The 24702-nt window shown below is 61.2% G+C and carries 26 protein-coding genes; 16 read left to right on the top strand and 10 right to left on the bottom strand.

Going from position 1 to position 24702, the window contains the following annotated elements:
* Positions 1-251 precede the first annotated feature (251 nt).
* Positions 252-521, bottom strand: coding sequence for a thioredoxin family protein (locus ACYQ14_RS11190; protein ID WP_283835713.1), 270 nt, complete (start codon positions 519-521; stop codon positions 252-254).
* Between the two features lie 139 nt (positions 522-660).
* On the opposite strand from ACYQ14_RS11190, the gene ACYQ14_RS11185 reads away from it, so the two are divergent.
* From ACYQ14_RS11185 to ACYQ14_RS11165, 5 genes are all read left to right on the top strand, one after another.
* A complete protein-coding gene (locus ACYQ14_RS11185) occupies positions 661-822 on the top strand; it encodes a preprotein translocase subunit Sec61beta (RefSeq protein ID WP_283835711.1) in 162 nt (53 codons plus the stop codon).
* A gap of 406 nt (positions 823-1228) precedes the next feature.
* Entirely contained in the window at positions 1229-1843 is a 615-nt protein-coding gene (gene pdxT / locus ACYQ14_RS11180) for a pyridoxal 5'-phosphate synthase glutaminase subunit PdxT (RefSeq protein ID WP_459888147.1), read from the top strand.
* Positions 1844-1945: 102 nt separating this feature from the next.
* Positions 1946-2413 carry a bifunctional nuclease family protein gene (locus ACYQ14_RS11175; RefSeq protein ID WP_283835708.1) on the top strand — a complete coding sequence of 156 codons (468 nt, stop codon included), beginning with the start codon at positions 1946-1948 and terminating at the stop codon, positions 2411-2413.
* Positions 2414-2698: a phosphoribosyl-ATP diphosphatase gene (gene hisE / locus ACYQ14_RS11170; RefSeq protein WP_459888145.1), complete on the top strand. Its 285-nt coding sequence runs from the start codon at positions 2414-2416 to the stop codon at positions 2696-2698.
* A gap of 228 nt (positions 2699-2926) precedes the next feature.
* A complete protein-coding gene (locus tag ACYQ14_RS11165) occupies positions 2927-3457 on the top strand; it encodes a hypothetical protein (RefSeq protein ID WP_459888143.1) in 531 nt (176 codons plus the stop codon).
* 96 nt (positions 3458-3553) lie between these two features.
* Here the strand turns inward: ACYQ14_RS11165 and ACYQ14_RS11160 are convergent, their stop codons facing one another.
* From ACYQ14_RS11160 to ACYQ14_RS11150, 3 genes are all read right to left on the bottom strand, one after another.
* A complete protein-coding gene (locus ACYQ14_RS11160; protein WP_459888140.1) occupies positions 3554-4135 on the bottom strand; it encodes a hypothetical protein in 582 nt (193 codons plus the stop codon).
* A gap of 774 nt (positions 4136-4909) precedes the next feature.
* Positions 4910-6133: a hypothetical protein gene (locus tag ACYQ14_RS11155; RefSeq protein WP_459888138.1), complete on the bottom strand. Its 1224-nt coding sequence runs from the start codon at positions 6131-6133 to the stop codon at positions 4910-4912.
* Between the two features lie 685 nt (positions 6134-6818).
* The gene (locus tag ACYQ14_RS11150) at positions 6819-7403 is read right to left on the bottom strand and encodes a DUF7978 family protein (RefSeq protein ID WP_459888135.1); all 585 of its coding nucleotides are present in this window, start codon (positions 7401-7403) and stop codon (positions 6819-6821) included.
* 168 nt (positions 7404-7571) lie between these two features.
* On the opposite strand from ACYQ14_RS11150, the gene ACYQ14_RS11145 reads away from it, so the two are divergent.
* Positions 7572-7919 carry a four-helix bundle copper-binding protein gene (locus ACYQ14_RS11145; RefSeq protein ID WP_459888132.1) on the top strand — a complete coding sequence of 116 codons (348 nt, stop codon included), beginning with the start codon at positions 7572-7574 and terminating at the stop codon, positions 7917-7919.
* 26 nt (positions 7920-7945) lie between these two features.
* Here ACYQ14_RS11145 and ACYQ14_RS11140 read toward each other — a convergent pair whose 3' ends face one another.
* Positions 7946-8305 (bottom strand): DUF5518 domain-containing protein, encoded by a 360-nt coding sequence (locus tag ACYQ14_RS11140; protein ID WP_459888130.1) that lies wholly within the window; start codon positions 8303-8305, stop codon positions 7946-7948.
* Positions 8306-8436: 131 nt separating this feature from the next.
* Between ACYQ14_RS11140 and ACYQ14_RS11135 the strand changes: the two genes are divergently transcribed.
* Positions 8437-9453 carry an NOG1 family protein gene (locus ACYQ14_RS11135; RefSeq protein ID WP_459890048.1) on the top strand — a complete coding sequence of 339 codons (1017 nt, stop codon included), beginning with the start codon at positions 8437-8439 and terminating at the stop codon, positions 9451-9453.
* Between the two features lie 25 nt (positions 9454-9478).
* Here ACYQ14_RS11135 and ACYQ14_RS11130 read toward each other — a convergent pair whose 3' ends face one another.
* Together ACYQ14_RS11130 and ACYQ14_RS11125 are read right to left on the bottom strand one after the other, a co-directional pair.
* Entirely contained in the window at positions 9479-10759 is a 1281-nt protein-coding gene (locus ACYQ14_RS11130) for a DUF389 domain-containing protein (RefSeq protein ID WP_459888127.1), read from the bottom strand.
* A 124-nt stretch (positions 10760-10883) separates the two neighbouring features.
* Positions 10884-12176: a TIGR00341 family protein gene (locus ACYQ14_RS11125; RefSeq protein WP_459888125.1), complete on the bottom strand. Its 1293-nt coding sequence runs from the start codon at positions 12174-12176 to the stop codon at positions 10884-10886.
* A gap of 232 nt (positions 12177-12408) precedes the next feature.
* On the opposite strand from ACYQ14_RS11125, the gene engB reads away from it, so the two are divergent.
* Together engB and ACYQ14_RS11115 are read left to right on the top strand one after the other, a co-directional pair.
* Positions 12409-13026, top strand: coding sequence for a GTP-binding protein EngB (engB, locus tag ACYQ14_RS11120; RefSeq protein WP_459888123.1), 618 nt, complete (start codon positions 12409-12411; stop codon positions 13024-13026).
* 110 nt (positions 13027-13136) lie between these two features.
* Positions 13137-14540, top strand: coding sequence for a polysaccharide deacetylase family protein (locus tag ACYQ14_RS11115; protein ID WP_459888120.1), 1404 nt, complete (start codon positions 13137-13139; stop codon positions 14538-14540).
* A gap of 66 nt (positions 14541-14606) precedes the next feature.
* Here ACYQ14_RS11115 and ddh read toward each other — a convergent pair whose 3' ends face one another.
* Both ddh and ACYQ14_RS11105 read right to left on the bottom strand, forming a co-directional pair.
* Positions 14607-15536: a D-2-hydroxyacid dehydrogenase gene (gene ddh / locus ACYQ14_RS11110; RefSeq protein WP_459888118.1), complete on the bottom strand. Its 930-nt coding sequence runs from the start codon at positions 15534-15536 to the stop codon at positions 14607-14609.
* A gap of 207 nt (positions 15537-15743) precedes the next feature.
* Positions 15744-17153, bottom strand: coding sequence for an eIF2B alpha/beta/delta subunit family protein (locus ACYQ14_RS11105; RefSeq protein ID WP_459888116.1), 1410 nt, complete (start codon positions 17151-17153; stop codon positions 15744-15746).
* A 119-nt stretch (positions 17154-17272) separates the two neighbouring features.
* On the opposite strand from ACYQ14_RS11105, the gene ACYQ14_RS11100 reads away from it, so the two are divergent.
* Entirely contained in the window at positions 17273-18043 is a 771-nt protein-coding gene (locus ACYQ14_RS11100; protein WP_459888114.1) for a coenzyme F420-0:L-glutamate ligase, read from the top strand.
* Positions 18040-19080: a 5,10-methylenetetrahydromethanopterin reductase gene (locus ACYQ14_RS11095; RefSeq protein ID WP_459888111.1), complete on the top strand. Its 1041-nt coding sequence runs from the start codon at positions 18040-18042 to the stop codon at positions 19078-19080. Before ACYQ14_RS11100 ends, ACYQ14_RS11095 begins: the two co-directional genes overlap by 4 nt.
* Before the next feature lie 29 nt (positions 19081-19109).
* Here the strand turns inward: ACYQ14_RS11095 and ACYQ14_RS11090 are convergent, their stop codons facing one another.
* Positions 19110-19304: a DUF8024 family protein gene (locus ACYQ14_RS11090; protein WP_283835688.1), complete on the bottom strand. Its 195-nt coding sequence runs from the start codon at positions 19302-19304 to the stop codon at positions 19110-19112.
* A 169-nt stretch (positions 19305-19473) separates the two neighbouring features.
* On the opposite strand from ACYQ14_RS11090, the gene ACYQ14_RS11085 reads away from it, so the two are divergent.
* The 5 genes from ACYQ14_RS11085 (at position 19474) to ACYQ14_RS11065 (ending at position 24655) form a co-directional block, all read left to right on the top strand.
* Complete coding sequence (locus ACYQ14_RS11085) at positions 19474-19761, top strand: DUF7573 domain-containing protein (protein WP_459888107.1); 288 nt, start codon at positions 19474-19476, stop codon at positions 19759-19761.
* 99 nt (positions 19762-19860) lie between these two features.
* Complete coding sequence (locus ACYQ14_RS11080; RefSeq protein WP_283835686.1) at positions 19861-20055, top strand: cold-shock protein; 195 nt, start codon at positions 19861-19863, stop codon at positions 20053-20055.
* A 282-nt stretch (positions 20056-20337) separates the two neighbouring features.
* Positions 20338-21315 carry an AAA family ATPase gene (locus ACYQ14_RS11075; protein ID WP_459888104.1) on the top strand — a complete coding sequence of 326 codons (978 nt, stop codon included), beginning with the start codon at positions 20338-20340 and terminating at the stop codon, positions 21313-21315.
* Positions 21312-22385 carry a DUF58 domain-containing protein gene (locus ACYQ14_RS11070; protein WP_459888101.1) on the top strand — a complete coding sequence of 358 codons (1074 nt, stop codon included), beginning with the start codon at positions 21312-21314 and terminating at the stop codon, positions 22383-22385. Before ACYQ14_RS11075 ends, ACYQ14_RS11070 begins: the two co-directional genes overlap by 4 nt.
* On the top strand, positions 22382-24655 hold the full coding sequence (locus tag ACYQ14_RS11065; RefSeq protein WP_459888098.1) for a transglutaminase domain-containing protein: 2274 nt from the start codon (positions 22382-22384) through the stop codon (positions 24653-24655). Before ACYQ14_RS11070 ends, ACYQ14_RS11065 begins: the two co-directional genes overlap by 4 nt.
* Positions 24656-24702: the final 47 nt, after the last annotated feature.

Below are 24702 nucleotides of genomic sequence, written 5' to 3'. Positions count from 1 at the left end.
TTCGTGCTTCTATTCCTGAGAGAATAGTACAACAAATCGGAGCGATATTCCGGATTACTCCGACGGAGTGCCTTTTCGCTGATCGATGTCGGGGAAATAGTACATCCAAGAAGGCGCCTGTGTACAGGATCGGCGCGTCTCTCGATCGCTCTCGTCTACCGCAAGCGGGGACGGGAAACGACACTCGAGTGAAAGCAGATACCGGGAGCTCATCGGGCAGAGAGAACGTGAAAACGGCGAGTTGGGCTTCGTTACGCGCCGGCTGACTCGAGGGCGTCCTCGATATCCTCGCGCTGTGTAACACCGACGAACCGCTCGACGATTTCGTCTTCGTTTTCAATGACGAGTGTCGGGAGCGAACGTACCTGATACTCGTTTGCGACGTCTTGCTGTTCGTCGACGTTTACTTTCTCGACTTCGAATCGGCCCTCCCAGTCTTCCTCGAGATCGTCGAGGATCGGGTCCTGAGTCTTGCATGGGCCACACCAGTCTGCGTGGAAGTCTTTAAGTGTGACAGTCATACCGTTCATTGGCTCTTCCCGCGCGGCGCGCATAAGAGTTTCCCACCAGTGTGGCTTTGCCGTGATCGCCGACGCTACTCGAGTACGAACGCGTCTGGCCGGTCGAAAGATTTAGTGCCTGGCGGACCAATGTAGACGTATGGATAAAGGACAGAACACAGGCGGACTGATGTCCAGTGCCGGACTTGTCCGGTACTTCGACGCCGAAGACTCGAACGCGATTCGCATCGACCCCAAAACCGTCATCGCAACCGGTGTCATGCTGGGCGTGCTCATCCAGCTGCTCGCGTTCGTCTCGTAACGCGATCTATCAGGTTTCTGGCTCGGTCGGTCACCGCATAGCGGCGCATTTTTGTTTTGAGACACATTTCGAGGTCGAGTACGAGTTGATGATCCGATAGTAGAAGGAGTCCTTGTCGGAGGAGGTCTCTCGAGTTACTCTCATGGGGTTTTGAGTGTACCCATCTCGAGAGCCCAGCCCGCTCTTTTGCTTGGCCGATGGAATCGAGACTACGGCCCTGAAATCCCACCCCTTTCGAACCTGCCCACAGCACCTCGCCGTTCGCCGCTCATACTGCCGGCTGTAACTATGTGAAGATTTTCGCACCCCGGGGAGACGAAAATCTTGAACGACTTACAGCCGGCAGTATCACTTCGTTTGCGGGTCGTGACGCGGGATTTTTGTCGGCGGTTCACCTAAGTCGGCCATGTCACTGGTTGCAGGCGTCATCGCCGTTCAGGGCGACGTCTCCGAACACACAGACGCGATCAAACGGGCGGGCAACGCCAAGGGCGAGGCGGTCGAAGTTCGTGAAATCCGCGAGTCGGGAATCGTCCCCGATTGCGACCTGCTCGCGATGCCCGGCGGCGAGTCCACGACCATCTCGAGGCTCGTCCAGTCGGAGGGAATCGCCGACGAGATTCGCGGGCACGTCGAGGCCGGAAAGCCACTGTTCGCGACCTGTGCCGGACTGATCGTCGCCTCGAGCGATGCGGGCGACGAGCGCGTGGAGACGCTGGATCTCATCGACGTGACCGTCGAGCGAAACGCCTTCGGACGGCAAAAAGACAGCTTCGAAGCGCCACTCGAGGTGACGGGGCTCGCCGACAACGAGCCGTTTCCCGCGGTGTTCATCCGCGCCCCGGTCATCGACGACGTCGGCAATGCCGAGGTGCTGGCGTCGTGGGACGAAAACCCGGTCGCGGTGCGCGACGGGCCGGTCGTCGGCACCTCCTTTCACCCCGAGTTGACGACCGATGACCGCGTTCACGAGTTGGCGTTCTTCGAGAACGATGGCGCAGATGTGCCGACGCTCGAGTGAGGCGGGCGGACGGCGAGACGGCGGTCGTATCCGGTTCGACTCCAACGGGAAACTCCATTGCAGGCGTACAGACTTTTCCCCTTCGCCTTCATGAGTCGAACTATGAATGCGTCCATCGACGCGGTCCGCGTTGCGGGAACCCAACAGGGACCGGTTCCGGTCCTGATTCTCTCCATCGACGGCGAGGACGATATCGTCCCGATATTCATCGGGTTCAACGAGGCGACGAGCATCGCTCGAGGCCTCGAGGCCGAAGATATCGGTCGGCCATTGACCCACGACCTCCTGCTCGACGTGATGGAGGAACTCGGCGGACGGGTCGACCGAGTCGTCGTCAACGAAATCGAAGAGCGTGCGGACGGGCAGGGCGGAACCTACATCGCGGACATCCACGTCGATACGCCCCGCGGAGAGACCGTAATCGACGCCCGTCCGAGCGATTCGCTCGCTTTGGCGGCCCGAACCAACGTCCCCATCGAGGTTACGGAGGCCGTCTTCGAGGACGGCCGAGACGACAGCGAGAAGTTCGCCGAACTCGAAGACATCCGTGACGTTCCCGGTGAATTATAAATGGACGAGACACTCGAGGAGTTGTTCGCCGTTATCGAAGACCGCAAGGAAACGCTACCCGAAGATTCCTACACCGCCTCGCTGTTCACACACGAGAAGGGAGAAAACGCCGTCCTGGAGAAACTCGGCGAGGAGTCGACGGAACTAGTCCTGGCCGCCAAAGACGACGACCACGACGAGATCGCATACGAAGCCGCCGATATCGTCTATCACCTGCTGGTGTTGCTCTCGATGAAGGATATGAGCCTCGAGGAACTCGAGGAGGAACTCGAGGCGCGGCGATAGGGGCGAACACCTGCAGAGCGCGGGTTCGAAGTGCGATCGAAGCGATCCGACCCCGCAAACGCCCTCTGATTCGGCGACAACGGATCAGCTCCATCTCTGGCATCGGTCCAAAGATGATCGACAACCAATAGTATCCCGTATCGTGACTGTAATAAATTCAGTGTTTTTGTACCGTTATGTTATGGGAATCACCACAAAACTCATCCCAGATGGCTCAGAGGAACTGTTATGGGATTGTTTGGAGACAACCGGGGCGCGGCCGAGACGACGGCGCAGCTCCCCATTCCGGAATATGAGCATTTTCCTACGGAGACCTATAGCGTCGCGTGTGCCGTAGCGATCTCTCGAGACGACCTGAACGCACTGCGAGCGCTCCTCGAGAACGAAACTGCGACTGCGACTGCGATCGAACAGTCGACGTTCCTTTCTCGAGTGCTGAACGACGAGTTACAGATCCAGCAAACGGAAGCGGATTTCGCGGCGTTCATGCACGAGCTAGTCGAGACGTGGGAGAGCCAGATGGGTAACGAACCGGCGGCCGTGTGGTGGCCGCTCGATTCCGACTGGCGGGCGAAACTGTATCTACAGTACTGTACGGCGAGAGCTGAACACGAGAGCGATGAGTTTGAATTCTCGGGAAACATCGAGCGGGTTCGGACGTTGATCTCCCGTTGTGAAGCGGTCGCGGAGGACGATGCGAAACGGGGAATCGTCCACAAAGACCACATCCCAGGAGAGGAGCCCGAGGAGAGGGACTGAAAGCGGGCGATCAGTGACGGACCAACGAGCGCGGAGGCGCGGACTGCTCGAGTGCGAGCCATCGCTCGTTTCCGCTATCACTCGACACAAGTATCGTTACTGGTCGTCTTCTTCGTCCTCGTCGATATCCGCCAGCGCATCAGCAGCGCCGTTCAGGAACGCTTGATTTTCCTCGACGTTGTCCGCAGCGTCGTTCAGCGCGTCGACCGCTTCCTCAGCCGCGTCGCCGAACTCGTCGTCGATCTCTTCGGCTTCTTCCCGAGCCTCGTCGGGAGTACTAACCTCAGCGGCGATGTCCTGACCGAGGAGTTCCTCCGACTGGGCGTTGATTTCGGCGACGACCTGCGTGAAGATGTCATCTTGGAGTCTATCGACCTCGTCCGCAAGTCGGTCCGCTTCGTCTTGGGCATCGTCAGCGGTTTCGGCCGCTACTTCGTCGACTCCCTCGATATCGTCGACGTTCTCGAGTTCAGCGTTGATGGCATCGACGTTCTCGTTCGTATCGGCGAGTGGACCGTCGTTAACCTCCTCGACCGTCTCGTCAACACCGTTAACCGAGTCGTCGATCGGATCCGCTTCGGGCGCTCCGGTATCGGCGTCGTCATCGTCTTCGGCTGGTTCGTCCTCCTCTTCATCATCTTGGCTGGTATCGTCGACACATCCGCTCAGTCCGATCACGGCAACCGGGCCGGATAGCTTGACGAATGTTCGACGTGAAATATAACTATTGTTCATCGACAACTATCAGCATGCCTTTACCGGTATTTACTATAGAGACATTATATGCCATGAATATCCGAAACGGTTCGGACGCCGCTCGAGCGGCCGCAGTTTGAACCGAAAGAGCGAGCGGGAGAGCACATTGAGCGGACAGGCGACAGGTGCGGTACCGGATGGATATACTGTCAGCTGTAACTATGTGAAGATTCTCGCACCCTCGGGCGACGAGAATTTTGAACGACGTACAGCCGACAGTATACCTCGAGATATCGATTGCCGTGGTCGTCCGGCACCGACGCCGACAAACGATTCTCGCAAACGGGCCTGCTGGGTCGACTATTCGATGCGTTACTCACCCTTGATCGGGCTCTGCCCACGCCGGAGTCAAGAGCAAGTACCGCGACAGCCGAAGCAGGAGGATGGAAACACTGGCCGAGCAATGAGTCCGCGAACGACGAGTCTTCGGGGAGTGGGTCCGAGAGAAAGACGTGAACGGCAGACGGGTCTCTCGACACGTCACACGTCGCAGGGGGCACTCGAGACCCACTCCCGCTACGGAATCAAGATCGAAACGGCGGCAGGGTTCATTGCAGACCTCGAGAAAACGAATAGCGTTTTTCGTCACTTCGACTGGGACGTTACTTCGTATGGGAACTATCGCATCCTATTACCGGAGACGGATAGGTATAAAAGATCTATTCTGGTTGGAAGGAGCGATTCGTGCTGTCGGGCTCAGCACTCTACGGATTCATCGGTCTCGTCAGGGTCCTCGTCGGCCTCGTCGCTGTCATCTTCGTCAGCGTCGTCATCAGTTTCGTCGCTGTCGTCGTCGACTTGGTCAGCGAGTTCCTGGATTTCCTCGACACTGTCCGCGGCATCGTTCAACGCGTCGACTGCTTCTTGAGCGGCAGCGCCGTACTCATCCTCGATGTCTTTAGCTTCTTCGCGTGCTTCTTCGGGTGTGTCGACATCGTCGGCGATATCCTCGCCGAGGAGTTCCTGTGACTGGGCGTTGATTTCGGCGACAACCTGCGTGAAGATGTCGTCTTGGACGTCGTCAGCGGTACCATCTTCAATCTCGTCGATCGTTTCGACGTCGTCAACGTTCTCGAGTTCCTCGTTGATGTCTTCGATGATCGCGTTGATCTCGTCGACCTCGTCGCCATCATCGGCTTCGTCGCTCTCATTTTCGTCAGCTTCGTCGCTGTCGTCCTCATCAGCTTCGTCGCTCTCGTCTTCATCAGCTTCGTCGCTGTCGTCATCGTCGGCCTCGTCACCGTTATCTTCATCAGCTTCGTCGCTCTCGTCTTCATCGGCTTCGTCACCGTCATCTTCATCAGCTTCGTCGCTGTCGTCTTCATCGGCTTCGTCACCGTTATCTTCATCAGCTTCGTCGCTGTCGTCATCGTCGGCCTCGTCACCGTTATCTTCATCAGCTTCGTCGCTGTCGTCATCGTCGGCCTCGTCACCGTCATCTTCATCAGCTTCGTCGCTGTCACCCTCGTCGGCTTGTTCAGCGAGTTCCTGAATTTCCTCGATACTGTCTGCGGCGTCGTTCAGTGCGTCGACCGCTTCTTGAGCGGCAATACCGTACTCGTCTTCGATGTCTTCAGCTTCTTCGCGCGCTTCTTCGGGCGTATCGACATCGTCGGCGATATCTTCGCCGAGGAGTTCCTGTGACTGGGCGTTGATTTCGGCGACGACCTGCGTGAAGATGTCGTCTTGGACGTCGTCAGCGGTATCATCTTCGATCTCGTCGATCGTTTCAACGTCGTCGACGTTCTCGAGTTCCTCGTTGATGTCTTCGACGATCGCGTTGATCTCGTCAACCTCGTCGCCATCGTCGGCCTGATTGCTTGCCCCTACGATCGAACCGACGCCGGCGAACGCAGCCGACGTAACCATAAGGATAGCAAACAGCAGTGCAAGTACCTGGGATTGTTTTATTCGTGACATTTGATCACTTGTCTTCGGTGGCGATCTGCCAACTTCGAAGACGAGAAATTCATTGTGAGATTATAGTATTAAACGGAGATATTGTTCAAAGTTCACATACAGTACAATAGTCCCCCAGTTGTGAGTTTAACAACAGTTGGAATAATCATTATATTAGTTTCTGGAATGGGAGGATACTCATGTTTTTGTGCCAGCACGTTTCGGGCCTAAGCCCTGCAAACGAGATTAGTGAACCACACTCGTCTCGAGTTCGTGAATACGGAACCCCCCGCGATCACAGTCGGTGATGCTGTACTGTTAGTAAATCTCGATCGGCGACTTTGAGTCTGACATCAAGTACGTTCCGCGTAAGACTCCGACCCTCGAGGCGGCGAAACCGAGAAATATCGAGGGGGTAGTCTAGCTGGCGACAGTTTCTGAAATTAGAATTCGAACGCCCTGCCAGCCGAGCTAGTTACTAGACGGAGCGATCTCACCGGGTTGGGTACGATTCCGTTCAAGAACGAAGAGAGTACATCGAGACGCGCCGCCCAATTCACGAGCCGATCGATACAGTACACGAGCACTGCTTACAAAACGGTGTGAGTCCTATCGCTGGGCTTTTGAGCCCGTTCAGCTGACCAGTCTCACGAACTCTCCCACTGCTTTCCGACAGTACCGCTCCGACCGGCGTCCAGAACGGGTTTTACTCGGATCTGCTCGAAGCAAAACCTGCGAGTACACCACCGATCGATCCAAATACGAGCGGATACGCCAGTCCGGCGAGCGCAGTCGCAAAGAGCGGTTCGGGACGCATCGCACCGTCTCCCAGGTCGATACTGAAAACGAACAGTCCGATGACGACGAGCGGAAAGTAGCCGAGGACGACCATCCCTCCGGCGAGTGCGGCGTCGGTCGACACCTCGAGATCCGAAACGGTGTACGACGCGACCGCTCCGCCGGCGAGGAGCAAGACGAGCACCGGGACGAGATACAGGAAGAGGGAGCTTCCACCATCCGCGAGGACGAAGTTGTGACTCCGTTCGAGCGCTTGGAAGACGCTATACTGTGGCACCTCGGCGGCGACGTTGTGTGCGTTGTAGAACAACAGGCCGACCATTTCGAACTCGATGGACTCTTCGGCCGCTAACTCGAGTAATTCGGCTTGCTCGTCCGCCCGAATGTCGCCGATCGCACCAGCGTACGTAACGAGATAACCCAGTATCCACGCCGCTACGCCTGCTAACGCGCCCACGACGATCGACATTCGTAAATAATCAGTAACGACCATTATCAATGGGTGTTGACGGCAACATAAATCCATTGTTAAACAGTGACACCCACATTCAGAGTTTACTTATTGTTCGGTAGATCGTATTTTTCAGTCACACGTGTGTTCGTCACGACTTGCATTCGCCCGTGCCAGCTTGATACCCAACCCCCACGTCGAGTGTGCACGATGGCACTCGAGCAACTCGAGCATGCGGACGAGCATATGCAGGAGTGTATCGACAACTGCCTCGAAGCCGCCCAGGTCTGTGAATGGTGTGCGGACGCCTGTGCGGGCGAGGGAGAGGAGATGGCACGCTGTATCCGACTCTGTCGAGACGTGGCGGATCTGACGACGCTTCACGCGCGGTTTATGGCTCGCAATTCGGGCTATCACCGCGAGCTGGCGTCGATCTGTGCCGATGTCTGTGAAGCGTGCGCCGAGGAGTGCGAACAGCACGATCACGATCACTGCCAAGCCTGTGCAGAGATCCTTCCAAAGTGTGTTGAGAGCTGTCGAGAGATGGCCGAGGGCTGAAATCCGACGGATGAGCAAAAAACGATTCAGGCGTTGAGCAGTCCACCGAGTGCACCGGCCAGCGCGCTCTCGAGAGCCATGATCATCGCGAGCAAGGCCGCGAAGACGAAGACGCCGACGCCGAGCAAGCCGCCGATCGGGCCCAGCGTGAGTCCGGTGATCCCGACGATGATCCCAACGAGCAGGCCGGCGAGTATGCCGCCGAGCGCCCCTGCGAGCAGGCCGTGCCAGCCACCGCGGAGGAGGCCGCCCCCCGCGATGAAGCCGGCGACGAATCCGCCGATGAGGCCGGCGGCAAGTTGCCCGATTCCGGGGATCGCGAGTCCGATAATCGAGACGACGATCGTGAGTCCGAATCCGATGATGACCGCGCGCCAGTTAGTCATAGAGACTGTACGCTCCGGAACAAAATAAGGACGCGGCCGGGTTCTCGAGGTTTCGCTACCCAGAAAAGTGAACGCCAAGGCGACGAACGAACAACGAACGCCCTTTTAGTGTCGAGGCTATAATGGCTACTATGATTTTCGAAGACCTTCCGACGACGCCAACGTCGGAAGAGCTGATCGACAAGGCGTTCTCCCGGGCGGCCCGCTCGGGCAACGCCAAAAGCGGCCTCGAGGCCCAGCAGTCGATGCTCCAGACGGCGGCGAACATCATGTCCGACAATCTGGAGAACGTCGTGACCGCGTGGCCGGATTTCGAGTACGATGTCAACCCGTTTTACTACGAACTCGCCGACGCGATCCTCGACGTTTCCATCTCCCACTCGGACGGATCGGGAGACGCTGAACCCACGACCGGCGTCGACGCCCTTCGCCAGAGCCTCTCGCAGGTCGGGTGGGCCGGCCGAAAGACCCGTGAAATTCACGAGGAGTACCAGTCCCGGCTCAGAAAGACTGACATCGACACCGCTCGCAAGCACCGACAGCAGGCGTTCGCCCGACTCGCCGATATCGTCGAACAGGTCGACGAACACCTCCGGTTGATAAACGACGCGCGAAACGAGCTTCGTGACCTCCCCGAGATCAACGCCGACGAACCGACGATCGTGGTCGCCGGCTACCCGAACGTCGGCAAATCTACCTTCGTCAACGACGTGACCAACGCCCGCGGCGAGACGGACTCGTATCCGTTCACGACGACGGGAATCGGACTCGGGCACCTCGAGCGAGACCACATTCGGTACCAGCTGGTCGACACGCCGGGACTACTCGACCGGCCTCCACAGGAGCGAAACGAGATCGAGTCACAGGCCGTCAGCGCCCTCGAGCACCTCGGGGACTGCGTCCTCGTCTTTCTCGACCCCAGCGGCAAGTGTGGCTACCCGCTCGAGTCACAACTCGAGTTGCGTGACGCCATCGACGCGCAGTTCGACGAGATACCGGTACTGACGATCGGGAACAAGTCGGACCTGTCGAAGGACGTCGAGGCCGACTACCACATGAGCGTCGAAACCGGCGAGAACGTCGAAACGGTCCTCGAGGCGGCGATCGAAGCGATCGATTACGAGCCGGAGTTGCCGTTCGACGGTTGAGGACGGATTCGGCCCGACTGCTTTTTCAGCCGGTAGCGGACGCGGATTCGTACTCGACCGGTTCGACGCGAACGTCGATAGCCTCGCCAGTCCGTTCTTCGATTGTTTCGGCGAGATCGGCGGCGAACGCCGCCGTATCGGCGTCACCCTCTTCACTCACCTCGACCGTCACACTCCGTGGACCGGTGTAGGGCGACATATCAGCGTACTGCGTCTGAACGGACACCGCGGTGAGATCCTCGTAGGCGGGGTCCTCGAGCGTCTCTTCGACCGACGAGGCGACCTCCCGATCGACGCCGACCTGCTGGACGGTCGCGAACCCGACCGACAGCGTGAGCGCGATCACGATGATCGCGAGCACGCCCGTCACGACGAGGGACCGGTCGAGTTCGCCGCCCGGCGAGGTGCGTTCTCTCGAGGCGTACCCCAGGAGGACCAAGACGGCGAATACGGAGAGATTGATCACGACCAACGTGGCGAGCAACAGGACAGCCGTCCCGATGGCGAGTTCGGGCTCGAGCCAGGCGATCGAGATACCCGTCGCGGCGGCCGTCGGAATCAACGCCGCGGCGATCATCACGCCGATGATCGAGGTCGGCCCTTTCGTGGTCAGGCCGATGCCCGCCGACGTTCCCGCCGCGACGGCGACGACCAGCGACAGCATGTTCGGCGCAAGTCGGACGCCGAACAGATCGAGCGCCGGGAGATCGATCGTCGTCGGAACGAACCCGCCGAATCGAAATCCCGCCGCCAGCGCCGCCGCGGCGATGATCGCGAGCCCGAGTCCGTACAGTTGCATCCAGAAGCTATCCGCAATCATCTTTCGATCGCCGGTCACGGTTCCGACGCTCGCGGTCAGCGCCGGGCCGATGATCGGTGCGATCACCATCGATCCGACGACGATCGCGGGCGAACTGATCAGCAATCCAGCCGTCGCGATCAGCGCGCTCAAGATCATCAACGCCGCGTACGAAGCTGTATCTCGGCTCAGGTCGCGAGCCTTCGTCCGGAGCTCGACAGCCGTCATCGGCTTGTAGTCCCCGGCGTACTCTCGCTCGAGCGCCTCCGAGGTTTCGGTCATCGCCGTTTCGCCGCTGGCGACCACGGTGTAGTCGGTGACGTCGACCTCGACCGCCTCGAGCACGTCGAGCACGTCGCCGACCGCGTTGCTCGGCACCGGAATTTCGAACATGACGAGGTCGTCGTCGACGATCGGAACGACGGTGAACGTGAACTGCTCGTCCTCGAGCGCCGCTCGGGCGGCGTCTCGGCGTTCTTCCGGAACGGTGACGTGGACGAGGCGCACGCAAAACACCCCGGCGCGTGGAACAAAAAGAGGACGGCCTGTGTACGCCGATATTCGGTCGTTCAGTCGGGAAACAGAATATTGGACACTCCCGAGCCGCTGTTTACATCGTCCGGGAGCAAACTCAACGCTCGGCGACTTCGACGTATCGAATTTCGACACCGACGGGTTCGTCCGCGTGCTGATTGATCCGTTCGTGGAGTTCGTCCACTAACTCCGGAGCCGTCTCACCCGGCGGACCGCCGATCGTTACGAGCACCCGTTCAGGGCTCAAGAACGGGTAGTTATCGTCCATCACCACCTCGAGTTCGAGCATCTGGTAGGCTTCGTACTCCTCCTGATCGAGGAGGAGTTCGACTTCTTCTCGAGTGTTCTCCTCGAAAGTCCCGGCGGAGTAGGAGGCGTACGTGATCCCGCCGAGGAAGACGCCGAACAGGAGGACGATGATGACCAACCCCGCCACTCGACGCCTGACCCGCTGTTGTGTCGGGCCGAGTTCGAACAGGTTCTCCGGACGATAACCGGCGTACCAGAGCGTCAGCAGTCCTGCGAGGTTAACCGAGAGGACGTTGACGAACACGAGCACCGTCGATCCGATCGCAGCCGACGGCTGGCCCCACGCAATGGCGATCCCCGCCGCCGCGGCCGGCGGGATCAACGCCGCGGCGATCATCACGCCGACGAGCGCGACCGAGATACCCGTCGAGATCGAGACGATCCCGGCGACACCGGCACCGAGTGCGACCGCCAGCGAAAGCAGGTCCGGCGCGAGCCGCTCGGAAATTTCGTCGACGGCAGAGATGTCGAGCCCCGGCGGGACGATGTTCGTCACACGAACCGTCCAGGCAAACACCGCGGCCGCCCCGATAGCCAGAAGCACGCCGACGAGTTGATACTTGATACTCTTGAGGAAGAGGTCCTCCTCGTCGAGAACGGAGCCGACACCGGCACCGAGCGCCGGTCCGATCAACGGTGCGATCACCATCGAGCCGACGACGACGGCGGGAGAGTCGAGTAACAATCCCGCCGTCGCCACGACTGCACTCACGATCGTCATCGTCGCGTAAACGCCGAACGTGGGCGTCAGCGACTCCGCTTCGGCCTGAAGCTCCTGTCTCGAGATCCGATCCGATTCGACGTCCCCGTTTTCATACTTCTCTCGTAAGGACTCGAACCGGCGAGAGATGACCGTCTCCGCGTCGACGACGACCGTATAGGCTTCGTCGTCGAGCCCCTGATCCTGTAACGAATCGAGAACCGGTTCGACCGCCGCCGAGGGGAGCGGAAAGTAGACGACCGCCGTGTAATCGCGGTCGCTCGTCTCCTCGTTGACGACGTAATCGACCCCCTGGTCGTCGAGCGTCTCGAGGATAGTTTGTCGTTGGCCTGTCGGAACCGTCAACTGTACGAGCCGCACACCCGTATCTCGCCCCCCGGTGTGATAATTCCAGTGTTCGGAAATGACAGACGGGGAAACGAAGAGTCGGTCGGTCACTGATACTGCCGGCTGTAAGTCGTTCAAGATTTTCGTCGCCCGGTGGTGCGAAAACCTTCACATAGTTACAGCCGGCAGTATGAAAACCGGTAGTTGCCCGTTCGGTCGAACCGCCGTCGCGGCCCTTATTACTCGCCGCCCTCGTACGTCAGGTATGTTCGAAAACCGTCCGAACTGCGACGCCGAAGTCGCACTCGTCGGGCGCTCTAACGTCGGGAAGTCCACGCTCATGCGGGAGTTGACCGGCCACTCCTTCGATACCGGCGGCAAACCCGGTGTCACCCGCTCGCCGAATCACTACGACTGGACGGCCGAGAGTTTCGTCCTGACGGATCTCCCCGGATTCGGATTCATGAGCGGCGTCGAGGAGGACCACCGCGAGCAGATCAAGACCGACATCGTGCACTATCTCGAGGAGTACGCCGACAACATCCTCGTCGCGATACTGGTCGTCGACGGGAAGAGCGTCGTCGACATTATCGACCGCCACACTGGGCCGGATTCGATCCCCTACGACGTCGAAATGTATCACTTCCTGCAGGATCTGGGGGTGCCGACCGTCGTCGCCGTCAACAAGATGGACAAGGTCGACGACCGCGACGAGCGTCTTAACGAACTCGCCGACCGGCTCGGTCTCTACCCGCCGTGGAAACAGTGGCAGGACACGGTCGCGCCGATCAGCGCCAAGCGCGAACAGCTCGATCCGATGCTCGAGGCCGTCCGAACGCACCTCCACGAACAGGAGCGAGACGACTTGTTCAAGTTTTTCTAGTGACGCCGATCCGGATCGCCGGGTTCGCTAAGGAACCACGTCCAGGTCGTGAAAGCGGTTTAATAGTTGGGTAGGAGCGCGGGCCCCGGCTTAACTGTTTGATAGTAATAATGATCGTGGAGGGATGTCTCTCGCATGACGATTGGGGGAGCTACCGAAACGAACACAGCGACTGGAGAGACCGGCGAACGACCGCACAAGGGAAAACGGTGCCGAAAGTCGTCCGGAAACAGGACCGGCAACTACTCGAATGTGCACCGGGACACGACTACCAGGGGAACGGGCCGCGTTCGAGGAAGACGCCGATGACGGGCGTCAGCCGCCGAGATTTCTGCCGGGTCGGATCTGCCGGAACGCTCACGCTCGCTGGAGCCAGCCTCGGTATCGGGCCGATCGTCGGCTCCTCGAGGGCACAGAGAGACCACAACGGCCGCGTCGTGTTCATCTACGATGATAGCTGGCGCGAGGACTGGACCGACACGTTTCCCGTCCACCAGGACGAGGACGTCCCCGCCTGCTGTGCGGCCGTGACCGACTACGTCGATACGGGCTGGGGGCTCCTTCCAGAGCACCTCCACGAGATGGAAGCCGAAGGCTGGGAAATCATATCCCACACCGCGAGCCACGGCGCCGTCGGCAACCTCTTCCTCACCGAACCGACAGAGCCCGACGATCATCGGGTCTACCTCAACGGGGACTTCCTTGAGGATCGCGACGGCTCCGAGATCGTCATCAGCGACGACAATCGGACGGTCGAAAACGTCATCGCGGGCGGCGGGAACAACGATATCGGGACGTACATCGACCTCGAGGAACCGGTCGGCGACTCGTTCGAACCCGACGAGTCGTTCACACGCTTTTCCGACGAAATCGTTCGTGAAGAGGTGGTCGGCTCGAAGGAAGAACTCGAGGAGATGGGCCTCGAGATCGACCACTTCGTCTCGCCGTTCGGCCGGAGCGAGGGGCTCGTCGACGAACTCGTCCAGGAACACTACGCCGGGTTCGCGAACCGCGGCGGGGACGGGTTGAACCCGATCGACGGACTCGACCCGCACGAACTCGGTCGGACGAGCATCGACGGGAACGTCCAGGATCGGGAGGGGATCGAAGCGTTTTACGACGAGGTCGTCGCGGGCGACTATCTCGGCATCGTCGTCGGCCACAGCCAGTTCGACAAGACGACGCCCGAACGCGTCCGCTTTGCGATTCAGGAAGCGAAAGCCCGCAACCTCGAGATCGTGACGCTCCGGGAGGCGCTCTCCGATCTCGAGGGCGGATCAGGTACTGGGAGTGGGGCCGCGAACGGCGGCAACTCAGAGGACGGGGGTGATGGCGGAACTGAATCGGGGAGCGACGAGGCAGGGGCGGACGAGTCGGCGGCGAACGAATCCCCAACCGTCGGCGACCGCGTCGCCTCGACGGTTCAGGACAACCAGACCTCGATTCTGGCTGGAACCGGTATCCTCGCGGCGGTTGGAGCCGCAGGAGCCGCGATCTATCGACGACTCGAGTAACAACTGGTACGGTGGACGACTCGAGTGACAGTCAGTGCGTAGACGACTCCAGTAATAGTTAGTGTGTTAGACGACTCGATTGTGGAACTCCTCGCTGTCGTCCAATCGCCCCACGTTCTTGCGGACGATTTCGCCGACGTCGGTCACGTAATCGCGGGTGAACGCCGCACAGTGTGGCGAGACGATCACGTTCTCGAGGTCCCAGAGCGGCGACTCCTCGGGGAGCGGTTCGGTTTCGAACACATCCAGTGCCGCACCCGCGATTTCGTCGGTCTCGAGGGCGTCGACCAGCGCGGGTTCGTTGACGACTGCACCGCGTGCAACGTTGACGAAGTACGCGCCCTCGCACATCGCGGCGAACGCATCCGTATCGAAGAGATGGTGCGTTTCGTCGGTCAACGGAACGGTCACGATCACGAAATTTGGCCCCGAAATCGCCTCGAGCAGGTCGTCGTTGGCGTACATCTCCGCGAATTCGGGAAGCGGCTCCGCGGATTGGCGAACGCCGATCACGCGGACGCCCAGCGAACGCAGGACATCGGCGACGCCGGTCCCGAGGGTTCCGGTTCCGACGACACAGGCGGTGGTCCCCGAAAGCGTGAAGGCTTCGTCCCACTCCGGGCGATCCCACCGGCGGTCCCGTTTGTTCGCGGCGTAGTCGTGAATCCGGCGGGCGAACGCGAGCAGGTAGCCCGCGACCGTTTCGCCGACGGACCGGCCGTGAATGCCCGTGCTGTTGGTCAGGATCACGTCTCGGACTTCGAGCGTCTCGAACGGAAACCGATCCACGCCGGCCTGAATCGAGTGGATCCACGAACACTCGAGCATAGCGTCGTCGTACTCGAGCGTGACGACCGCGTCGCAGTCGGTAATTTCGTCGTCGCCGATTATGGCAACCTCGAGCGGGAGAGTCTCGAGATGTTCGACGAGTACGCGGTCGGGAAAGACGGCACTGACCGACTCGTGGACGCCGAGCCGGTCGATGTCGAATTGCATGAAGAGAGCTACAGACGGCTCCGTGTTGAAGGTTTCTGCACTCGAGAACGACATGAGAGTGGCACGGGTTGTACGTAGGAACGACTCTCGAGTTCGGAAACGACGGCGGCTCGGGAAAATTCCTCGTCACAAGGGGCTCGGAGGGGGTAACTCTTCGTCACGGCCGCCGGAAGAGCGTTCGGCCTCGAGGGGTTTCGGTCTGTCGTTTCATTGCTCGAGCCACGCCGCCACCTCTCGCAACTCCTCGGCGACCGACTCGACGTCGACTCGCTCGAGAACCCCGCGTTCGGAGACGTACTCGCTCGCGCAGTCGGCCGGCGTCACGTCGAAAGTCGGATTCAGCACGTCGATCGACGCGTCGCCGCCATAGACGGCGTCCCTCGAGCCGGACTCGATGTTGACCTCCGAACGAGTCGAGACCTTGTCCGTCGCGGCGACGACCGAGACGGGAACGCCTTCTCGAGCGGCCGCGAGCGCGATCGAGCGCGTGCCGGTCTTGTTGACCACGGAGCCCTCGGGAAGGATCGTATCGGCACCGACGAGGACGCGGTCGACCTCCTCGCGTGCGAGCACCGATGCGGCCGCAGCGTCGGTATGGAGCGTCACCGGTACCTCGTTCGCGAGCGTTTCGGCGACGGCGACGCCCTCGCGGGCTGGCCCTGATTCAGCGACGAAAACGCGCGAGGGTGAGCTGCTCTCGAGCGCCTCGAGGACCGTCCCCGAGCGCGAGAGGGTCAACACCGTATCGCCTTCGATCAGTTCGGCGGCGGTCTCGGCAGCTCCGCGGTCGGCTTCGACCGCGCGATCGATGCCGGCTATCGTCGACTCGAGGATTGCGACAGCGTCGGCTTTCGAATCGTCCGCGACCGGCTCGTCAGATTCAACCTCCGTCGTGGCACCCGCCATCGCTCTGTTCACCCGGTTTCGCAGGACGGCCATCGAGGGGCGGCTCTCGAGCAGACGCCGAGCGAGTTCCGCGAGTTCGTCCCGTTCTTCGTCGGGGTCGACACCGACATCGTCGCGCTCGCCGATTAACAAGCCCGCACGGTCCCGAAGCACCTCGAGGGCGCGAATCGAGAGGAAGGCAGCGCCGTGCTCGTCGTCGGCGGCGACCGACCGAACCGAAGGCGCGACGCGCTCGTAGGCCTCCCAGAGCTTCGGAACCGTCTGTCGATCGTCCACCCCGGCGACCTCGGACGGATTCGTATCCGACTGCTCCTCGAGGCCATCGGGATCGAACGCGACCGTCGGGGAAACCCACTCGAACTCGTCGTGTTCCGCGCTCAGGGCCACGTCTCGAGAATCGCACTCGAACAGGTACGGGTGGACGACCCACTCGCGCTCGAGTTCTTCGTCGGTCACGCGGAGTTCGCGCCCCGAACGGACCAGGGAGACCTCGTCCTCGAGGCCGGTCTCCTCGGCGATTTCGACGCGAACCTGCTCGGCGGGATCGCCTTCGGCGAAGCCCGAGACGCCGCCCCACTGCCCCGTGTAGGTTCCGACGGCATCGCTGCGGCACAACAGGAGCACCTCGCCGCGGTTTCGAACGAACGCGGTGACGACGTGACTCGTCTCGCTTTCCTCGCTCTCGGCGCTTTCCGTTCCCGAGTCGGTCATACGTGAGCGAACGCCGGCCTCGAGGGAAGGCGTTTCGGGACAGCGGAAGCCTCGAGTTCGATACCGACGCCATTCTCCGATGACGGTGCGTTTTTGGCGCGGCTCACCCTCTCTCCGATATGGAGCTACACGCAGTGACGGATCTGCCCGAAATCCGTCCCGGCGACGACATCGCCGAACTCGTCGCGGATCGGGCCGCCCTCGAGGCCGGCGACGTGCTCACCGTCGCGAGTACGATCGTCTCGAAGACGGAGGATCGAGCCGTCGACCTCGAGGAGTTTCCCGTCAGCGGTCGCGCGACCGAGATCGCCGACCGACTCGAAGGGATCACCGGCGAGCAGAAGGACCCGCGGTTTGCCCAGGCCGTGCTCGAGGAGAGCACCGAACTGCTGATCGACGCGCCGTTTCTCCTGACTGAAACGCGGTTCGGCCACATCTGTGTGAACGCGGGGATCGACCGCTCGAACGTGCCAGATAACGACGTTTTGCTTCTGCCCAAGCGGCCGGCCGAAAGCGCCGAACGGATTCGTTCCGGGCTCGAGGACCGGGGCATCGAGGACGTCGCCGTCATCGTCACCGACACCTGTGGACGGCCGTTCCGACACGGTCAGCGCGGGGTCGCACTCGGGTGGGCGGGCATGTCCGCGAGCCGAGACTGGCGCGGCGAGGAGGACCGCGACGGCCACGAACTCGGCGTCACCGTCCAGTCGGTCGTCGACGAACTCGCCGCGGCGGCGAACCTGGTGACCGGCGAAGGCGACGGCGGAACCCCCGCCGTGGTCGTCCGAAACTGGGACTTCGGCGACCATGCGGGAAGCGACGAACTGTTCCGATCCGTCGAGGACGATCTGATCCGTCAGGCGCTTCGCGGATGGAGGTTCGACGGATGAGCGAGAATTCCCCGAATCGAACCTCGAGCGACGACGGACGAGAGAACCCGACCTGGGGCGTCGAACTCACCCCCGAACACCCGCCGGATCGGATCTCCTCGCTGGCGGCCCAAGCCGAAAACGAAGGGTTCGACATCGCGTTCACGAGCAGTCACTACTTCAACCGCGATCCGTTCGTCGCCTGCTCGAAGATCGCCGACGAGACCGACGAGATCCGGATCGGACCTGGGGTCGTCAACCCCTACGAAACCCACCCCGTCAGGCTCGCATCCCAGGTGGCGACTATCGACGAGGTCAGCGACGGCCGCGCGGCCTTCGGCGTCGGTGCCGGCGACCGCTCCTCGCTCGCGAATTTGGGGATCGAACGCGACCGCCCGCTCCGGCGCGTCCTCGAGACCTTTGACATCGCTCGGGAGCTCTGGGCGGGCGAAACGGTCACCCACGAGGGGACCTTCACCGCCAGAGACGCCTCGCTCAACCTCGAGCCGCCACCGGAACGGATCCCCGTCTACGTCGGGGCCCAGGGACCCCACATGCTCCGAATGAGCGCGAAACACGCCGACGGCGTTCTGATCAACGCCGCCCACCCGGCCGACCTCGAGTGGGCGAGCGATCAACTCGAGCAGGGACTCGAAGACCGTCCCGACGAACACGGCGCGTTCGAATCGCTCGCGTTTGCCAGCGTGAGCGTCGCCGGCGACGAGAAGGCGGCACGAGAAGCGGCTCGTCCGCCCGTCGCATTTATCGTCGGCGGCGCGGCAGACCCGGTACTCGAGCGCCACGATATCGATCAGGAAGCGGCGAGAGAGGTCAGCGAGGCCTTAGAGCGCGGAGACCTGCCCGAGGCCTTCGATCGCGTGACGCCCGAGATGGTCGACGTTTTCTGCATCGCGGGAACGACCGACACGGTCGCCGAACGGTTCGAGGCGGCCCTCGAACACGTCGACGGGATCGTCGTCGGCTCGCCGCTCGGGCCGGATCTCGAGGACGCGGTAGGACGGGCGAGCGAAGCGCTCAGGCGAGCGGACGGAGCGTAACGGAAAACAGCACAAATCGGCCAACGGCGCTAATTTGCGGTGAAAAGATTGCCGACGGCACCGAGGGTCAGCGCGCCGAAAATCCCCAGGCTGGCGATAATTATGAGCGTGCCCATCGCGACGAGCAACGGCGCGACCCCATCACCGAGCGCGACATCGGTGAAGAGTTCGTTCATCTCCGTGATGTTGTCCACGATGACGTTCAGTGGTACGGCGGTGTCCATACGTGGGAGTTGTCACCGATGATACTTGGCCGTGCCGATCCGTGACGCGGTACTCACTCGAGGGGAAACCACCTGCCCCGCAAGTGATCTACCTATCCGCCGCGAGCTATCTCCCCACCCGTCGATCCTCGTCGGAGCCGTTAAGCCCCGGCACTCCGTATCCCCAACCGTGACAGAGGACGCGACACTCTCGGCGTTTCAGGATTCAGAAGACGACGCGGGTGCCAGCGAAGGGCAAGCGGATAGCAGCGAGGACCGATCGGACTCCGGCAACTCGGAAGCCGTGTCCGAACCCGACGCTAACGCGGCGGAGCGAACCGACGCGAACACCGACATCGATCCGGCCACCTCGACGTACGTCTGGGGGACATACACCTGCGACAGCTGTACAGAGACGGTCGCTCGAGCCTGGCGCGAAGGAGACGGACTCGTTTGCCCGACCTGTAAGGATTGGTAGCGAAACCACGAGACGACGCCGGTTTGGGGGCATATTCCGGAAAATACTGCTGGTTGATCCCGAACATTTATGCTATAGTCGTTGCTCTATACGTCTGCAATGGCGAAAGGCACGGTCGAATTCTTCAACGACACAGGCGGTTACGGCTTTATCGAAAGCGAGGACGCGGACGAAGACGTATTCTTCCACATGGAAGACGTCGGCGGCCCTGACCTAGAGGAGGGTCAGGAAGTCGAGTTCGATATCGAGCAAGCAGATAAGGGCCCGCGCGCGACGAACGTCGAGCGCCTGTAAGCGCCCGAAGAAGGGGTATCGTTTTTCAAGTACTCACCCACCGAAGAGCAACGCATCCGGTGTCGACACGAGTAATTGACAGCTCCGTGGTTCTCCGAGGATCAGTTATATCAAGATCGACGTGGATTCGAATCTTACCGCGAAGACAACGTCCACAGGCCTTGAACAATGTCCGCCGGATCTAACCTGATTGTCACAAAACATATATTGGTGAACGATAGATACCCCACAAATAGCCGATCGAAATAGGTCCTCGTATTCGGTCACCGCACCCAGTTATCCATGACTAACACAAACACGACAGCCAGACCAGCTAGCGACCACTCGTCACCGAACCCCCTCCCGGTCGATACCGTTAGTACGCTCTCCGAAGAAATCCACGACAACGTCAGCCGAGTGATCGTCGGCCACGACGAGGCCATCAGTCACGTCGTCACGGCGATACTCGGCCGCGGCCACGTCCTCCTCGACGACGTTCCCGGCGTCGGCAAGACAATGCTCGCCCGCTCGATTGCAACCTCTGTCGACTGCGAATTCAGCCGAGTACAGTTCACACCCGACTTGCTTCCGACGGACGTCACGGGCGTAAACGTATTCAATCAGAAGACTCGAGAGTTCGAGTTTCGGCCCGGACCCGTCTTCGCTAACATCGTCCTCGGGGACGAGATCAACCGCGCGCCGCCGAAAACGCAGTCCTCGTTACTCGAAGCGATGGAAGAGGGGCAAGTCACCGTCGACGGGACGACGCGACAGCTTCCGAACCCGTTTACCGTCATCGCGACCCAGAACGCCGTCGAGCCCAATCGAACCTACGACCTGCCCTTCGCCGAAGTCGACCGGTTCATGAAAAAGCTCCACCTGGGATACCCCCACCCCGACGAGGAATCGGAGATGCTCGGCCGAACCGTCGGCCACCACCCGATCGACTCGCTCGAGGCCGTCACGGATCTGGAGACGATCGTTCGGGCGCGCGAAACGGTCGCCAACGCCACCGTCGAAGCGCCCGTTCGCGAATACGCGACTCGTCTGGCCGGCTACACGCGCGAACACGCACACATCGGCATCAGCCCCCGTGGGACGATTTCGTTGCTCCAGGCGGCACAGGCCCACGCAGTCAGTCAGGGACGGGGATACGTCGTGCCGGACGACGTCAAGCACGTCGCTCCGGTCGTCATGAGCCATCGAATCAAAACGACCGATCGAGAGCGGGACGGACGGTCCGTCGTCAAAGACGCGCTCGAGAGCGTCCCCGTCGAATGAGACCGACACGTCGAGGCGTCGGCGTGGTCGCCATTCTGGCGTTTTCGTTCGCCATGGCGTGGCAGTACGGTCCCCGCGCACTAAGTGCGATCATCTTTCCGCTGTGTATCGTGAGCCTCGCGGCGGTCGTCACGACGTACCGTGCCGAGAAACCGGTCGTGAACAGAACGCCGATCAACGCGGGCTTTATCGGCGAACAGCGGACGGTCGAAACCCGTATCGAGCCAAACAACCCGGTCTCAGCAACCGTTCACGACGCCGTCGACGAGACAGGCGGTCTCACGGGTACCGACGACGCGAACCGAGCGGAGACGACGATTTCCACGGAGCATCGCTTTCGCTACGACGTTCGACTCGAGGCTCGAGGCGAACACGATGTCGGACCGATCTCGATTACCATCACGGACCTACTCGGACTAATGAAACGGCGGTTCGAAGACGACCAGACGACATCGATACTGGTCTTTCCCCGCATCTACGATCTCAGCGAAGGGCCGAATCGCGACCTGCAGATGCTCGCGGACGCCGCCGGCGTTGCCAGCCGCGAGGAGTTCGACCACCTTCGAAAGTACGTTCGGGGCGACTCCCTGCGGGACGTCCACTGGAAATCCGCCGCGAAACGATCCGACGGCGAACTCGTCGTCAAGGAGTTCGTCGACGACGAGGATCGTGGCTCGGCCTCGATCGCCGCGGAGTGTATCCCCGGCCGAGAAGACGAGTTGGCCGCCGCAGTCGCCAGCGTCACGACCTACTTGCTCGAGCTAAACGTCTCGGTCGGCGTGACGCTTCCCGACGCAACGCGGCCGCCGTCGACCGGCGAGGAACACCACCGCGACGTTTTGGGACTGTTGGCCCTCGTCGAGGCCGGCGAACTCGACGACCAAACGAAAACCGACGCCGACGTCCTCGTCCAATCCGACGCGAACGGGACAGTCGTGCTTGTCGACGGCCACGAGATCCCCTTCTACCGACTGCGCGGGAGAGCAGGTAGTGAACGGACGAATACGGCAGGGGGTCGCCACTCTCCCGAATCTCTCGGGACGGACGCCCAATCGGAGGTGTCCCCGTGAGCTCACGATCGAAGCGAGGAGTCACGTCGGTCGACCTAGATGGGACGGTCGGACCGCGGGCGTTCCGAATCGTCGCGCTCGGCGGCATCGGGATTCTGACGGCGTCGTACGTCAGAGTGTTACACCAGGACGTCACGTCGGTCGTCGGTGGTACGGAAACGCTGTTTGCCATCGTCGCCGCGATGCTGGTCGCCGCGACGGTACTCGCGTATACGATTCGACCGCGAACGGCGATACTCGCGGCAACGGTGGCGGCGGCCGTCGGGTTTTCGTACTACCTGAACGCGGCGGGCGTCGAACTCGGCGTCGCGATTTCGGCGTGGGACGCCCTCCTTTCGGACGCGATCACACTCGCGACTGGGCTCCCGATCCTCAGAATGGTCGAAGCGGGAACGTGGGCGCTCGGGTTTGCACCGGGCCCCGTCTTTCTCTCGTGGTATCTCGCGATGCGAGAGCGGTACGTCTGGAGCGTCGTTCCTGGTGGGTTTGCCCTTCTGTTTCTGGTTCTGACCGGAAACGCGGGAATTACCGTCACCATGCTTGGAACCTTGGGTGCGATCACGGCGGTCGCGTTCGGCGAACTCGCCCACCGCGACGGATCGATCGCGCAAGCGGATATCCTCGCAATCATATTCGCGCTGATGATCGCCCTCTCGCTGTCGGTCACGGTTATCCCCGGCGGAGACAACGGTGGACCAGTCTTCATCGACAGCGACGGTCCACAGACCCTCGAGGGGACGATCGACTCCTCGCCCGGCCACTCGGGGATCGGGGGACAAGTCGATCTCTCACCGGAAGTGCGGTTTACGGCGGAATCCGAACGGGCGAGTTACTGGCGCACCGGCGTCTACGATCGCTTTACCGGCGACGAGTGGGTCCGAACCGGAGATACCAGCGAGTACGACGGCAGCCTCGAGTCACCGCCGGGCGACTACGAGACGGTCGAACAGGAGATCGATCTCGAAACCGAAATCGGGACGATGCCGATGGCGGCCCACCCGCTCTCGGTCGAAGGGAGTGGGATCGGGGTCGCCGAAGTCACGGACCACGGGCAGATCCACCCGGTGGAAACGCTGCTCGAGCGCGACGAGTACACCGTCGAAAGCGCAGTCCTCGACCCGGAGCCGAACGAACTCCGAACCGCCGGACGGAACTACCCGGACGAAATTCAAGATAGCGAGTACCGCCAGACGCCGGAAGACACCTCGAGCGAGTTCGAGGAGGAAACGGCCGATATCGTCGAAGACGCCGACAACCCCTACGAGAAGGCGGTTGCGATCGAATCACACCTCCGATCCTCCAAGGACTACTCGCTCGACGTCGAAAAGCCCTCGGGCAACGTCGCGGAGGACTTCCTCCTCGAGATGGACGAGGGCTACTGTGTCTACTTCGCGACGGCGATGACACAGATGCTCCGCTCGGAGGACGTTCCCGCGCGGTACGTCACCGGCTACGCAGAGGGACAACAGGTCGATGACGACGAGTGGGTCGTTCGAGGATTAGACGCCCACGCCTGGGTCGAAGTCTACTTCCCCGGTCACGGCTGGGTCGAATTCGAGCCGACGCCGCCGGGCGACCGTCAGGACGCCCACGACGACGTCCTGCAGGATGCACGCGACGAGGGACAAAGCGGTATCGACACCGAGCAGAGCGAAGATATCCCGCTCGAAGAGGAAGAAGAAGAGGATCCAGACGGCGATGGTCCCGACGAGAACGGAACCGAAGATCCGGACGAGAACGGATCGGAGGACGGGACCGAATCCGAAGAGCGAAACGAATCGAACGGAAACGAGAGCGGTCCCGATCCCGACGACAGCGGTGGAACGGATACCGAATCCGAAGACGAGGAATCCATGCTCCCGTCGATATCGTTCGAAGACGCCGTAATCGGGCTCTCCCTGGTGGTCGGACTCGTCGCAGGGATCCGCCGGAGCGGCGTCGGCTCCCACGTGAGCCGGACGGCTCACCTCTACTGGCACGGCTCCCAAGATACCCCGGCGGCGGACGCCGAACGCGCCTACAGACGACTCGAGATTCTCCTCGAGCGAACGTATCGGCCGCGACGAGAGAACGAATCGGTGCGCGAGTACCTCGCGACGCTCTCGGAGACTGACGAACTGGATCCGCGCATCGACGAAGTCGGTAAAACGTATGAGTTAGCCAAGTACAGCGGAGATATCAGCCGAGAACGGACTGACGAAGCGATCGAACTGGTCGACGAACTGGCGCGTGAACGACTCCCAGTGATCGGCAATTCGACCGATGCGTGAATCGACCACTGAAAAAGAACCACACGAGGGAGGGAAGGTCCCGATAG

Source organism: Halostagnicola bangensis (genome assembly GCF_054653435.1).
The sequence above is the reverse complement of the archived record's forward strand: the minus strand, read 5'-3'. Positions and strand labels throughout refer to the sequence as shown.

Excerpts from the sequence above, each read along its gene's own strand:
- ACYQ14_RS11190 (WP_283835713.1), bottom strand. The coding sequence starts at position 521 with ATGACTGTCACACTTAAAGACTTCCACGCAGACTGGTGTGGCCCATGC.
- ACYQ14_RS11185 (WP_283835711.1), top strand. The coding sequence starts at position 661 with ATGGATAAAGGACAGAACACAGGCGGACTGATGTCCAGTGCCGGACTT.
- pdxT (WP_459888147.1), top strand. The coding sequence starts at position 1,229 with ATGTCACTGGTTGCAGGCGTCATCGCCGTTCAGGGCGACGTCTCCGAA.
- ACYQ14_RS11175 (WP_283835708.1), top strand. The coding sequence starts at position 1,946 with ATGAATGCGTCCATCGACGCGGTCCGCGTTGCGGGAACCCAACAGGGA.
- hisE (WP_459888145.1), top strand. The coding sequence starts at position 2,414 with ATGGACGAGACACTCGAGGAGTTGTTCGCCGTTATCGAAGACCGCAAG.
- ACYQ14_RS11165 (WP_459888143.1), top strand. The coding sequence starts at position 2,927 with ATGGGATTGTTTGGAGACAACCGGGGCGCGGCCGAGACGACGGCGCAG.
- ACYQ14_RS11155 (WP_459888138.1), bottom strand. The coding sequence starts at position 6,133 with ATGTCACGAATAAAACAATCCCAGGTACTTGCACTGCTGTTTGCTATC.
- ACYQ14_RS11150 (WP_459888135.1), bottom strand. The coding sequence starts at position 7,403 with ATGGTCGTTACTGATTATTTACGAATGTCGATCGTCGTGGGCGCGTTA.
- ACYQ14_RS11145 (WP_459888132.1), top strand. The coding sequence starts at position 7,572 with ATGGCACTCGAGCAACTCGAGCATGCGGACGAGCATATGCAGGAGTGT.
- ACYQ14_RS11140 (WP_459888130.1), bottom strand. The coding sequence starts at position 8,305 with ATGACTAACTGGCGCGCGGTCATCATCGGATTCGGACTCACGATCGTC.
- ACYQ14_RS11135 (WP_459890048.1), top strand. The coding sequence starts at position 8,437 with ATGATTTTCGAAGACCTTCCGACGACGCCAACGTCGGAAGAGCTGATC.
- engB (WP_459888123.1), top strand. The coding sequence starts at position 12,409 with ATGTTCGAAAACCGTCCGAACTGCGACGCCGAAGTCGCACTCGTCGGG.
- ACYQ14_RS11115 (WP_459888120.1), top strand. The coding sequence starts at position 13,137 with ATGATCGTGGAGGGATGTCTCTCGCATGACGATTGGGGGAGCTACCGA.
- ddh (WP_459888118.1), bottom strand. The coding sequence starts at position 15,536 with ATGCAATTCGACATCGACCGGCTCGGCGTCCACGAGTCGGTCAGTGCC.
- ACYQ14_RS11105 (WP_459888116.1), bottom strand. The coding sequence starts at position 17,153 with ATGACCGACTCGGGAACGGAAAGCGCCGAGAGCGAGGAAAGCGAGACG.
- ACYQ14_RS11100 (WP_459888114.1), top strand. The coding sequence starts at position 17,273 with ATGGAGCTACACGCAGTGACGGATCTGCCCGAAATCCGTCCCGGCGAC.
- ACYQ14_RS11095 (WP_459888111.1), top strand. The coding sequence starts at position 18,040 with ATGAGCGAGAATTCCCCGAATCGAACCTCGAGCGACGACGGACGAGAG.
- ACYQ14_RS11090 (WP_283835688.1), bottom strand. The coding sequence starts at position 19,304 with ATGGACACCGCCGTACCACTGAACGTCATCGTGGACAACATCACGGAG.
- ACYQ14_RS11080 (WP_283835686.1), top strand. The coding sequence starts at position 19,861 with ATGGCGAAAGGCACGGTCGAATTCTTCAACGACACAGGCGGTTACGGC.
- ACYQ14_RS11075 (WP_459888104.1), top strand. The coding sequence starts at position 20,338 with ATGACTAACACAAACACGACAGCCAGACCAGCTAGCGACCACTCGTCA.
- ACYQ14_RS11070 (WP_459888101.1), top strand. The coding sequence starts at position 21,312 with ATGAGACCGACACGTCGAGGCGTCGGCGTGGTCGCCATTCTGGCGTTT.